Origin of the sequence: Psychrobacter sp. GW64-MNA-CIBAN-0177, assembly GCF_040309585.1 — a bacterium.
Classification (GTDB): Bacteria; Pseudomonadota; Gammaproteobacteria; order Pseudomonadales; family Moraxellaceae; genus Psychrobacter; species Psychrobacter okhotskensis.
This window is the reverse complement of sequence record NZ_JBEOOY010000001.1, coordinates 189,159-201,699: the sequence shown is the minus strand read 5'-3', so window position 1 is coordinate 201,699 and position 12,541 is coordinate 189,159. Positions and strand designations below refer to the sequence as shown.

Sequence of the window (12,541 nt, the reverse complement as noted above, 5' to 3'; positions counted from 1 at the left end):
CTACTGTATAAATATCAAGGATGATCATGAGCCACTATCTTATCCCAGCCCTCAATATGACTCGTACCTCAATCAGAACGCTGGTAACGACCAGCCGCTGGTCTATGCCGCTGTTGGGCATGGCTGCTGTTTTTACTTTAGCGGGTTGTAACAACAGTCAAAACAGTGCTAACGACAGCAACTCTGCAGCTAATGAGACCACTGAGACCGCAACTGCGGCGACAGAGGAGGTGCTACGTATCGGTACTGAAGGCGCTTATGCTCCTTTCAACTATACCAATGCAGATGGCACACTCGGCGGCTTCGATGTGGATATGGCCAATGCGCTTTGCGATGATATGCAAGTCACCTGCGAGATTACTGCCCAAGACTGGGATGGTATTATCCCTGGTCTCAAGGCTGGTAAATATGATGCCATCGTCGCGGCGATGTCAGTGACCCCTGAGCGTGAGCAACAAGTTGCCTTTACGAATCCTTACTTTAGTAATACGTTGGTTTTTTTGGCCAAAAAAGACAGCAGCTTTGAGCCAAGCAACAGCGATGATATCAATGCGCACTCGATTGCCGCGCAGCGCTCGACCATCTCTTCGCAGTGGTTAGAGAATACGTATCCAAAAGCCAATATGAAGCTCTATGATACCTTGAGTAATGCCTTTTTAGATTTGGGTTCCGGTCGCGTTGATGCAATGATATCTGACAAACTACCGGCGTTAGAGTGGCTTAGCTCACCCACAGGCAGTAATTATGTGCTAAAAGGTGATGAGATTGATATTAATGATAACTTTGCCATAGCGGTGCGTCCTAATGATGAGGCACTACAAGCAAAGATCAATCAGTCATTAGCCAATCTAAAGGCCAATGGTACTTATGACAAAATCAATCAAAAGTACTTTGCCGTGCCAGCCGCTAGTAACAGCATAGTTACGGACGCTACGTTAGAAAATACTGAGCAGCCAGTGGTAGATAGCACCGCGCAATAACCGTTTAATATAAATATTATCGTAAGGTTTGAAACTTTAGTATTAATAACGAGGACATTACTATAATGGTGATGTCCTTTTTTATTGTTTTATAGAATGCCTTATAACCTTTTGTGTAATAATTTGAACGCTTCGATGACATCTTGCTGATTGAATCAATATTGAGGGTCAACTTTGGTCAAATCTTGCTTATTTATTTTCTTTTTGTAGAGATAAGTGGCGATTTAGGGCGCGCTTTTACGTGTCAGTATTAACATAGCGGCGAGCGAATATGATAAAATCGGCGCTCATTTCTACTGTGTCAATTACCGCTTCTATGATGGTATTAATCTGTTGTCGTGCTATTAAACAGATTGTCCGTATCAATTTGATATAAAATACGGTTATAGGCAGCGCTCAGCTATTGATGCTGATTCTTTTAACTCATATTTTGCTAATATTGCTAATATAAAGAGACTGAGTGGATAATTGTGTTTGATTTACAAGGATTTGGCGCGCTTCTATTAAGCGGCGCTACCGTCACCATACAACTTGCCATGACCAGTTTAGTCATCGGCATGTTTTTAGGTCTGCTCGGTGCCACAGCTAAGCTGTCAAATATCTGGCTGCTACGTAAGCTTGCGACTGTTTATACCGCCACGATGCGCGGGATTCCTGAGCTGCTCTTGGTGCTGTTTATCTATTATGGCGGCTCTATACTGCTGATGAGCATTCTCAAAAAGTTCGGCTATAACGACTATGTCGAAATTAGTGCTTTTTGGGGCGGCGTCATGGCGTTGTCGATTGCTTTTGGTGCCTATGCGACTGAAATTTTTCGCATGTCGATTCAAGAGATTCCGATAGGCCAACGTGAGGCGGCGCAAGCGATAGGCATGCGTCCTTTTCAGACCTTTTATCGTATTACCCTACCGCAAGTATGGCAGATTGCGCTGCCCGGATTGGGCAATCTATTCTTGGTGTTGCTTAAGGACACGGCATTGGTATCGGTGGTTGGTCTCAAAGATATCATGTATCAGTCTTCGCGCGCGGCGCAGTCAACACAGCAGCCGTTTACTTTTTATATGGCGGCGGCGATTATCTATCTGGGTTTAACCGTGCTGATTACGGGTTTTATGATGTGGCTTGAATGGCGTGCCAACCCAGCGGCGCGCTATGCTAAAAAGCTGAGTCGTCAATCCGTTCAACGTCAATCGACCATAGGATAGAGGAGAGATACTATGGATTGGAATTGGCAGGTTATTTTTGAGCATATCCCTGACTTACTAGGCGGCGCGGTTTTGACCGTTCAGCTTGTGGTCATCTCAGGTATTATAGGACTGTTCTTTGGTCTGATTTTAGCGCTGTTACGACTGTCTAAAAATTGGGTGGTACAGATACTGCCCTTTTTATATATCTTCTTTTTCCGTGGCACGCCACTACTGGTGCAGATATTTTTGATTTATTATGGTCTTGGTCAGTTCGAAGCGGTACGTGATTCATTCTTATGGGAGCCAGTGCTGAGCCAAGCCTATTGGTGTGCCATCATTGCCTTCACGCTCAATACCAGCGCTTATTTGGCAGAAATCATTCGCGGCGCGATTCAAAACATTCCCGTGGGCGAGCTCGAAGCTGCTGATGCGATTGGGATGTCAAAATGGCAGAAGCTGACTCGTATTACCTTACCGCGTGCTTTTGGCATTGTGATTCCCGCTTACAGTAACGAAGTTATCTTTATGCTAAAGGGCAGCGCTCTGGCGTCAACCATTGCTTTGATGGATATTACGGGCGTTGCTCGTACGATTAGTGCCCGTACTTATACCTTGATGGAATTGTTCTTTGCAGCCGGTATCGTCTATTTGTTGTTATCGTGGGTGATCTTATTTAGCTTTAGACTGTTTGAAAAAAGAATGAACCGTCATGCCAGCTATGTGCCACCAGATGTGATGACCAATACGATTCCTTAATGATTTATTATTAAAGTGATTTATCGCTAAAATCATGTTGGATAATGCTAAATTTGCCAATAAAAATTTCCATAATTTTGCTGTGAGAGTCTAGTATGAGCCAATCACCACATATGTCATTAGTCGATGCCATTGCCGCAAATGTCAATGATGATGACGGCGCTGCGAGTGTCAATCAGAGCTTACGCGCACCCATCGGAAAGGTCGTCTGCGTCGGTCGTAACTATGCCGCTCATGCTCACGAATTGGGTAATGAGGTGCCAGCCGCGCCCATGCTATTTATGAAACCTGCCTCTGCGGTGGTCTCTATTCGTCAAGGCGTTATCCGCCCAAATCCAGAAGTATTTGGTGAGACCCATTACGAAGCAGAGCTATGCGTTCAGCTGTCAGCTGACCTGTCGGCTGCGACCATTGGGCAAGCTCAGCAGGCGATTGGTGGCGTGACCTTAGGACTAGATTTGACCTTGCGTGACTTGCAAACTGAGTTAAAAGAAAAAGGTCATCCATGGGAGCGTGCCAAGTGTTTCGACGGTGCTTGTGTACTCGCTGACTGGCTCGATCCGCAAGCGTTCGGTGACTTTACCGATGTGCACTACCAACTGACCATCAATGACACGCTTAAGCAAGATGGCGAGAGCGCTTTGATGTTGTTTCCGGTTTATGAATTATTGGCCAATATCAGTCATGCGTTTAGCTTACAAGCAGGCGATGTCATCATGACTGGTACGCCAAGCGGCGTTGGGATATTGCATGCAGGTGATAAGCTCATGCTAAAGTTGGGCGCACATGAATGGCAGGCGCAAGTACACTAAACTTGCTAAAATTAGTCTCAAGTATGAAGTATCAAAAATCCCAAGTTAACGCTTGGGGTTTTTGTTTTATCAGTGTCTATAAAAGCTGTCCATCAGCCATTCTTTATCAGAAATATTGTCATCAAACTGTCATCTGGCTTTCAACGTACTGTCATAAATGCTCGGTAGACTTAAGCGTAATTCGTATTGTTGTGGCGGACAAAATACCGCCGCAACGAGCCTTTTTATGCCAATCCAGCCAACAGCAAGGTGACTGATAATGACCGTATTGAATAATAAGCAACTGCTTGCCCATGAAGTCGTTGAAGACTCTAATCCTACGAATAATATTGACTTTCAAACCATTATTAGCCGCCGCTTGAACCGCCGCAGTATCTTAAAAGGTGGCACGGGATTGACGGCTGCTGCTTTTTTTGGTGCGCTGCCGTTGGTCGGCTGTAGTGACGACGATGACAGCAATACCATCAATAATAGCGCAGGCAACAATGCTGCTATTCCTGCACAGGGCGATCTTAAGCGTCCGGAAGCCTTGAAGTTTACCGCAGTAGCACATTCCACTGCCGAAACGATGAGCGTGGCTGAAGGCTACAAAGCGGAGATAATATTACCACTGGGTACGCCGCTCATGTCTGGTATCGATGATTGGAAAGACAATCGTGAGCAGTCTGCCGAGTCGTTCGAATGGCGCATGGGTGACAACCATGATGGTATGTGGTTCTTTGGCAAAAAAGGCGGCGCATATGATACCAAAGCGTCAGACAATGGTCTGCTGGTCATGAACCATGAGTACGTGAATAGTAGCGAGCTTAGCCCGTTTGGCTACTATGTGACTCAAGATAATGATGCTGCGCCGATATTCCAGAACCGTCGCCTCGCGAGCGATGTACGCCGAGAGGTTAATTGCCATGGCGTTGCGGTGGTTGAGATGAGTCGACGCACCAATGGGATAGGCTATGAGATGGTGACTGATTCAAAATACAATCGCCGTATTACCAGTAGTACCACGACGCAATTGGCGGGGCCTGTTGCTGGTTCTGATTTGGTTAAGACCAAATTTGACCCGACCGGTTTTCAGACTCGCGGCATCAATAATAATTGTGGTGCAGGGCTGTCACCTTGGGGCACGTATCTGACCACCGAAGAGAACTTCCTAGGGGTATTCGCGCGTGGACAAGATGCCAGTCAATTGAGTGCTGAACATAATTATGGTCGCAAGCGCTATGGGGCAACAGAGAACTTTGCTGGCTTTGAATATTTATGGCACACACCTGAGGCCAAAGACGCCAAAATCCCTGACGAATTCTCACGTTGGGACATGACTGCCGTTGGAGCAAGCGCTGCCGATGATTACCGTAATGGCTTTAATACCTTTGGTTATATCACCGAAATTGACCCGTTTGAGCCGCAATCCGTACCACAAAAGCGTACCGCACTAGGGCGTTTCGCGCATGAAAACTGTGCCTACGCGCCTGTTGAGCAAGGCAAGCCCGTGGTCTTTTATATGGGCGATGATGCACGCGGTGAGTATATCTATAAATTCGTCTCCAAAGCCACATGGTCAAATTCGGATATCGGTGGCGGCCTAAAAGCTGGTGACAAGTATATGAATGAGGGCACGCTCTACGTCGCGACCTTTAATGAAAATGGTCGAGGCGAATGGAAGGCACTGATTCATGGTCAAAATGGACTGGACGCTTCTAATCGCGACTTGCCTTTTAATGGACAGGATGAGGTTTTAATCTTTGCCCGTGCTGCTGCTGACGCGCTAGGTGCAACCAAGATGGATCGACCTGAATGGGTGTCAGTCAGCCCCATGACTGGCGAGGTGTACGTGACCTTGACCAATAATAAATATCGCGGCGAGCGTGACGACCAGCCCGTTTCAGCATCCAATCCGCGCAGCTATGAAGCAGGTGGCAAAGCGCGTGGCAATGACAATGGGCATATCATCCGCTGGGCAGAAGCGGGCGGCGATCATGCGGCAACGACCTTTGAATGGGATATTTATCTGTTTGCTGCGCCTAGTGGTTTGTCCGCAGAGAATTTATCGCAGTTAAATGCCAGCAATGATTTGTCCTCGCCAGACGGCTTATACTTTGACCCACGTGGTGTGTTGTGGATTCAGACCGATGATGGTGCGTATACCGATACCACGAACTGCATGTTACTGGCGGCGCTACCGGGCAAGGTGAATGATGGTGCGCTGACCACCACTTCGGCTGGGCAACAAACGCCAGTCGGCATGCTTGCTAGTGATAACAATATCAAACGTTTTTTCGTTGGTCCTGAGGGCTGCGAAGTGACAGGTATTACCATGACGCCAGATTTTAAAACGCTGTTTATCAATATTCAGCATCCTGGTAATACTTGGGGCGCCATCGCTGGTGGCAGTACGCCACGTTCAGCCACGGTCATGATTACGCGCGAGGATGGCGATGTTATACTGGCCGAGTCCTTTATATAAGCGATTAACTATATATAACAAATTTATAAAAAATTAATCAGTCAAAAAAATCCCAAGTAATGGCTTGGGATTCTTTTGTTTTTATGAGATCAATGACATCGTCTAAGGCTTATCTCTATAAAATTATTAAGTTATTTGTCAAGAAACATACGCGAAGGTCAAATCATTCCCTTCTATTTAGCTCATTTAAAGGATAGTATGTAAAACTAACCTTTTTGCTGAATGTTTCACTATTATGAATCGTCCAAATTTATCTTACGCTGATGGTGTTATCCCTGATAGCGCTAACAGCGATGCCCGCAACCGCCATGAACTTGAGGCGCATTTCGTCTCAGACGATAGCATGCCGCTGCATGGTGATTTGTACGAGCAAATAGACCAGCTTGAAGCCATCGATGTCGATGAGTTGGTCAAACTATTGGCAGATGATAATAATGCGACAACGTCGCGTGAGCCTATCTCGTTGGCTGATTTTTTTGAGGGCTTAGCACAGCTGGCGACGATGGGGGTGGTTGAGGTCACTGAGATTGTAGAAGCCATCCACCGCGAAGTTATCTTGCGTCCTTTGGGGCGTTTTAACGAAGGCAATGTTAACAATTGGCAACGTGGTATCACCGGACGCATCTATGGCACGATACGCCATATCATGCTGATGGTGGGCAATAATCTCGCATCGGTGCTGCGTATCTACAAAAACATCATTAGTCAAAAAAGTGCGCGACCACTACCAGATTCGTTAAAAAAGCTGGTCAATGTCCTCAATGGTGTCATGGGCGATCACCTCGTGAATAATGGTAATGCGCTTGCGGTGCCGATGGTGCTATACGACAGAGACGGCAATCTACAACGTGACGCGCTATCAGGGCGTGTCACCATTTTGTGTCATGGTTTGTGTATGAGCCACTTGAGCTGGCAATCGCGAGAAGGTAATGGTATCGATGATGCCATCAAGAACACCCAGCCAGACACTACTGTGCTGTTGCTGGACTACAATACTGGCCGACGCATCTCACGCAGTGGTCGTAAATTCTCGCAATTGCTAAAAGACTTAGTGGATAACAATCCAAACATCAGTCAGATAGATCTGGTCGGGCACAGTATGGGCGGCTTGGTCGCTCGTAGTGCACTGTTTTATGGTCAGCAAGAACGCTTGGATTGGGTCAAACGGGTGGGCAATCTTATCACGTTAGGCTCGCCGCATCATGGGGCTGTCCTTGAGCGCATCGGCAACCACGTCCAAGATATTATCGCCAAGCTACCCTTTGCAGGCTCACTTGCCAAGTTAGGCGATATGCGAAGTGCCGGTATTATTGATCTGCGTCATGGTAGCATTCGGGATGCTGATTGGAAGTCTCTAGAAGGTCGTAGCGTGCTACCACAAGATTTCCGCCATCCTGCACGGCTGCCAAGTGGTATCAAAACATATTTTGTCGCTAGTGCCTTGGTCGAGACTCATTATGATTCAAAGATGACAGATTTACTTGGCGATAGCTTGGTATCGGTCGCATCAGCGCTAGGCGAGGATGATGCCGAGCATGCGTTATTTGTCCCAGATGGTCATAAAGCGGTGTTTTATGGCGTCAATCATATGAACTTAATTCATAGTAGAAGGGTGCGTGAGCAAGTCGTTGAATGGTTGCTTGATAATGGAAAAAGCGATTATGCTGGTAGAACGCGCATATATTCTTATCCTAGAAGTTTGGCTGTGGCGGTGTAGGGAATTTTATTTTTCAATTCATTGTGAGCTCTGATAGTATCTTAAGTGTTAATGAGAACTTAAGTTTCTGTAATAAGATGTTTATTCAGAGCTATAGTAATACCTCAAGTCGCTTAACTAATATGATATTATGTGTTTTAGTTAAAGTCGATTTTCTAAAACACTGGCTAACATTATTAATAACCTAACCAGATAAGTAAAAGAGAGTGTTTGATAGTTATATGAAAGTTATTGATGCTGATTGTTTGATTGAAGACTCTTGTTTAGAAAGTGCCGACATTCCAACGTATATTGACTATATTCTTGATAAGTTGATAGAAGCATATTCTGAAGATAAAACCCCAATTCAAGTTGATTTCAGGAAGTTAGTATATTGGGTACCATATGCTGATTCCTACACACATTATATACATCCATATCCAGCTAAATTGATTAAGCACATTCCTATATTTTTCTTAAACTCTAAACGAATGCTTAATGGTACAAACAGAATAGTTTTAGATCCATTCTGTGGGTCGGGTACAGTTTTATTAGAGGCCATACTACATAATTACAATGCTTACGGTTGTGATGCTAACCCCTTAGCTACCCTGATTAGTAAGGTGAAAACTACATCTTTAAATCCAGAATTACTTTTAAGTGTAACTGAAAAAATTATAACTAATGCAAGGCGATATAGAAAATACGACTTACGTAATGTTGTAAACGTTGATCTATGGTTTTCCAAAGGAACACAACATGATCTATCACGTTTATTAAAAGCAATCGAAAAAATAGAGTCGCAAGAGGTAAGAGATTTCTTTTTGGTAACTTTCTCATCGATTATAAAAAAATGTAGTTATTCTGACCAAAACATGAATGTTCCAGTAAGAATAAATCCAGATAAATATAAATCAGTAGAGATGCAAGAAAAACTCAGGGAAAAACTGAAACTGTTAGAAAGCATTGATGTGTTTTCAGTATTTAGGAGGCAAGTAAGAAATAATATTCTAAGAATGGAAAAGCTTTATGAGAAATCTATTTTGCATAAAGCTAAAATTATTAGTAGTGACGCGAAGAACCTATCAAAATCCGAAGTTTTTGATAAAGAAAAAGTAGATTTTATTATAACATCACCGCCTTATGCTGGTGCACAGAAATATATTCGCTCCTCTTCTCTAAGCCTAGGTTGGCTTGGTTTTTGTGAAGATAAAAATTTACGTGATTTTGAAAAGTTAAATATTGGTAGAGAGCACTATAGTAAGGGTGAATATAAATCCTTAGCGAATACTGGAATCCGAATAATAGATGAAATGCTCCAGTCGATATGGACTATAAACCCTTTAAGAGCACATATAAATGGTAACTATATTATCGAGATGGAGCTATCGATAAGAGAGATGTATAATGTTCTTAATAAAAATTGTTATTGTGTAATAGTAATGGGAAATAATAAGGTTTGTGGTCTCGATTTTGAAACACAAAAGTATATTCAACTAATAGCAGAGAAAGTTGGTTTCTCAACCGAGTTAGTCTTAGTTGATGATATTCACTCTAGAGGATTAATGACTAAAAGAAATAAAACCTCTAGTGTTATGAACTCAGAATGGATTTTGGTTTTTAAAAAATGAATGAATTAAATTTTGAGGATAGTCTCACAGTTAAGATAAAGAAACTTTCAGAAAATATATGGGAGAACAAAGTTGATAATGTGGATATTGATAAATGGTTAGATAATTTTACAATCACTAACTTTGATACTGATATAGACAAACAAAAACTACATGCACTGTATTTGCTAAGTTGTTTCATGTATTTCGGTAATCGTGAGATAAGAGAAATGCTTAAATCAGTATTTAGAGATAAAGTTAAGCATCCCTTAATTAAATCTATAAGAAAGAGTAATAGTAATTCAAATAATTTCCAATTAATCAACAGTCAATATTTGAATAGTTTGAGGAAGGTTAGATTTATTGGCGTAGGTAATCCTGCTGAAAGTGGAACACATTTATTATATTATTTTCGACAAGAGAATAATTTATCGAGTAAATTATTTATAAATCAAAGCGAAATATTTAATTTTACTAACAATGAGAATGGTGTCGTTGGCGTAACTATACAGGATATGTCAATTAATAGGTATGTTTTTCTAGACGATCTGAGTGGTACAGGTACACAGGTTATCAAGCGTACTGCTGAAACTATTAAGACGATTAAAGCTCAGAATAGTGAAGCAGTGATTCAGTATGTAGCATTATTTGCTACAAAAGAAGCAATTAATAAAATTAAGGAAAAAGTAGACTTTAATGATGTTGCATGTATTTTTGAGTTGAATGATACATTTAAATGTTTTTCTACAGATTCTCGGTGCTTTCCTACTACAGTAAACCCTTCCATTGATAAGTCATATCTTGAAAAAATGAGTAGAACTTACGGAAAAAAAATATCAAGAAATCATGTTGATGCTTTGGGATATAATGATAGCCAATTATTACTTGGATTCACTCATAATACTCCAAACAATACATTGCCTATTTTTTGGTCAGTACGTAAACAGTGGCAACCAATATTCAAAAGATATAGTAAATTAAGCTAAATGGGGTAAAATATGGAAATGAATAAAAATCCTTTTACTACAATTAAAGCAAACGATTTGAATGATGATGAAGTAAATAAAAATTGGGTAGATTTAAGTGAGGCGAAGGGGTTGTTAGAGTATTTTTCGGCAAAATCCTTGGTAGCTAAGTACATTATTGGTGGTAAAGGTAGCGGAAAAACGCATCTAATGAGGTATTTTTCTTCTAGTGCACAGTTACTTAGAAATAAAGAAAATGAATTAAATGGTATTAAAAGTGATGGGTATTATGGTGTTTATTTTCAATCTAGTAGTTTACACGGTTCCCGATTTGATAATTTAAACATACCACAAGATCAGATTGATAGATTGTTTTCATATTCATTTGATTTATGGTTGGCAGGATTGTTTCTTGACTCATTGGTCAGATTAAAAGAAGAAAATAATTTTTTCGATAATGAAATGCAGTTTTGTAAAGATATAATAGATATATTCCAAAAAAATGATGATATGCAAGGTATTAAGAATATAGTAGAGTTAAAATATTGTATTGACGAAATTTCTCGGAAAATAGACTATGAAATAAACAATTCATTATTCAAGACAAGTATAAATGTTGAAATTTTGACTAATTATGGTGATCTTATTTTTGGAATACCAATAGCTCTAAGAAAATATTCTTCTTATTTTAAAAATGTCAATTTTCTTTATCTAGCAGATGAGTTAGAGAATATAAGTTTTAACCAGCAGAAATATATTAATACTTTAATCCGAGAGAAAAAAGATCCGGTAACTTTTCGTATTGGTGTTAGAAAACATGGTATGAAAACTTATGAAATAATGGGGTCTAACGAGAGTAATAAAGAGGGCCATGAGTTCGATGTTTTGCGACTTGATAGCATATTATCAGAAGAAAACTCCAATTATGAAAATTTTGCGATAAAATTAATAGTAAACAGACTGGTTTCTTCTGGTCTCGCAGAGGATGTTTTGTTGGTCAATAGCAAATTAAGCGAAGAAGAATTAGCTAGCAAGAGGAAAGAATATTTATTCAATCTATTTGAAAATCCTAATATAGAATATCTTGTACAACAAGACAAAAATTATTCTGAAAAAACTTTAGTTAAATTTGTCAATAAGTGTAATAGAAAGTTAGGAAAAGAGAGTAGTGAATACATCAAAAAAAATCTATATGTTGAGAAAAATCCAGTCGTGGAAAAGGCTGCAATTCATCTATTCAGTCAAAGATGGTCTAAGTGCAAGCCCACTGAAGAAGAGCTCTTAAAAGTTTCTGATAAAATAAAAGTAAACTTAGATGAGTTTGAAGCGACAGGAAAAGGTGATATAAAGGTTAAGCTTGATAAATACAGAACTAACTATATAGGCGCTATTTTGAGGGAAAAGCATGGAAATAATTCATATCAATACGTAGGTTTGCCTAATTTACTATTAATCACTAAAGGGTTTCCTAGGCATATTATTACCTTGCTTAGGCATATATATCAGTACGAAGTATTTGCTGGAAGAAAACCGTTTGATCCTAATTTTAAAATTAGTGCCAAATCCCAAATATTATCTCTGAAAGAAGCTGCAGACTGGTTTTACAATGATAGCGTGAGTGAAGGTGAGTTAGGTAAAGAGGTAGCATTATTTATTAATAAACTATGTGAGATATTTAGAATTGAGATGTATGCAGATAAACCAGTTGAATGTTCTGCAATTAGTTTCTCAATTAATATGTCTCAGTTAAGTCCTGATTTTGTCAATATAATTAGGTGGGCAGAGAGAATACGAGTTATTATTTCTCACGATGATAAACGACAGGATAAAAATTCACAGAATATCTCGGATAAGTATCATTTAAATGGGCTGCTCTGCCCTAGATGGGGGCTTCCAATTAGTAGAAGAGGATCTTTATCACTAACAACTAACAATGCTGAACTGCTCATAGACTCTACTAAGGATGAGCTATTCAATAAGTTTAAAAATGAATTTGAAAACTCTAGGAATGCTCCATTCTCGACCACTAGTATTTCTGAAGTATTAACACAACAGCTATTGGATTTTTAGA

At 40.7% G+C, this 12,541-nt stretch carries 9 protein-coding genes; all 9 read left to right on the top strand.

Annotation, left to right across the window (positions count from 1 at the left end):
* The first annotated feature begins 119 nt into the window (after positions 1-119).
* The 9 genes from AAEY79_RS00790 to AAEY79_RS00750 all read left to right on the top strand — a co-directional run bounded on the left by AAEY79_RS00790 (position 120) and on the right by AAEY79_RS00750 (position 12,540).
* Positions 120-980: an ABC transporter substrate-binding protein gene (locus tag AAEY79_RS00790; RefSeq protein WP_407074165.1), complete on the top strand. Its 861-nt coding sequence runs from the start codon at positions 120-122 to the stop codon at positions 978-980.
* A gap of 470 nt (positions 981-1,450) precedes the next feature.
* Positions 1,451-2,185, top strand: a complete 735-nt coding sequence (locus AAEY79_RS00785) for an ABC transporter permease (protein WP_025651666.1) — start codon at positions 1,451-1,453, stop codon at positions 2,183-2,185.
* 12 nt (positions 2,186-2,197) lie between these two features.
* Positions 2,198-2,923: an ABC transporter permease gene (locus AAEY79_RS00780; RefSeq protein WP_025651665.1), complete on the top strand. Its 726-nt coding sequence runs from the start codon at positions 2,198-2,200 to the stop codon at positions 2,921-2,923.
* Positions 2,924-3,018: 95 nt separating this feature from the next.
* The gene (locus AAEY79_RS00775; RefSeq protein WP_352286818.1) at positions 3,019-3,735 is read left to right on the top strand and encodes a fumarylacetoacetate hydrolase family protein; all 717 of its coding nucleotides are present in this window, start codon (positions 3,019-3,021) and stop codon (positions 3,733-3,735) included.
* Between the two features lie 259 nt (positions 3,736-3,994).
* Positions 3,995-6,199 (top strand): PhoX family phosphatase, encoded by a 2,205-nt coding sequence (locus AAEY79_RS00770; protein ID WP_352286815.1) that lies wholly within the window; start codon positions 3,995-3,997, stop codon positions 6,197-6,199.
* A 235-nt stretch (positions 6,200-6,434) separates the two neighbouring features.
* On the top strand, positions 6,435-7,916 hold the full coding sequence (locus AAEY79_RS00765) for an alpha/beta fold hydrolase (RefSeq protein WP_201565785.1): 1,482 nt from the start codon (positions 6,435-6,437) through the stop codon (positions 7,914-7,916).
* 221 nt (positions 7,917-8,137) lie between these two features.
* Positions 8,138-9,526: a DNA methyltransferase gene (locus AAEY79_RS00760; protein WP_201565787.1), complete on the top strand. Its 1,389-nt coding sequence runs from the start codon at positions 8,138-8,140 to the stop codon at positions 9,524-9,526.
* Entirely contained in the window at positions 9,523-10,491 is a 969-nt protein-coding gene (locus AAEY79_RS00755; protein ID WP_201565789.1) for a hypothetical protein, read from the top strand. Before AAEY79_RS00760 ends, AAEY79_RS00755 begins: the two co-directional genes overlap by 4 nt.
* 12 nt (positions 10,492-10,503) lie before the next feature.
* Entirely contained in the window at positions 10,504-12,540 is a 2,037-nt protein-coding gene (locus AAEY79_RS00750; protein ID WP_201565791.1) for a hypothetical protein, read from the top strand.
* The last annotated feature ends 1 nt before the right edge of the window (position 12,541 follow it).

Excerpts from the sequence above, each read along its gene's own strand:
- AAEY79_RS00790 (WP_407074165.1), top strand. The coding sequence starts at position 120 with ATGGCTGCTGTTTTTACTTTAGCGGGTTGTAACAACAGTCAAAACAGT.
- AAEY79_RS00780 (WP_025651665.1), top strand. The coding sequence starts at position 2,198 with ATGGATTGGAATTGGCAGGTTATTTTTGAGCATATCCCTGACTTACTA.
- AAEY79_RS00775 (WP_352286818.1), top strand. The coding sequence starts at position 3,019 with ATGAGCCAATCACCACATATGTCATTAGTCGATGCCATTGCCGCAAAT.
- AAEY79_RS00770 (WP_352286815.1), top strand. The coding sequence starts at position 3,995 with ATGACCGTATTGAATAATAAGCAACTGCTTGCCCATGAAGTCGTTGAA.
- AAEY79_RS00765 (WP_201565785.1), top strand. The coding sequence starts at position 6,435 with ATGAATCGTCCAAATTTATCTTACGCTGATGGTGTTATCCCTGATAGC.
- AAEY79_RS00760 (WP_201565787.1), top strand. The coding sequence starts at position 8,138 with ATGAAAGTTATTGATGCTGATTGTTTGATTGAAGACTCTTGTTTAGAA.
- AAEY79_RS00755 (WP_201565789.1), top strand. The coding sequence starts at position 9,523 with ATGAATGAATTAAATTTTGAGGATAGTCTCACAGTTAAGATAAAGAAA.
- AAEY79_RS00750 (WP_201565791.1), top strand. The coding sequence starts at position 10,504 with ATGGAAATGAATAAAAATCCTTTTACTACAATTAAAGCAAACGATTTG.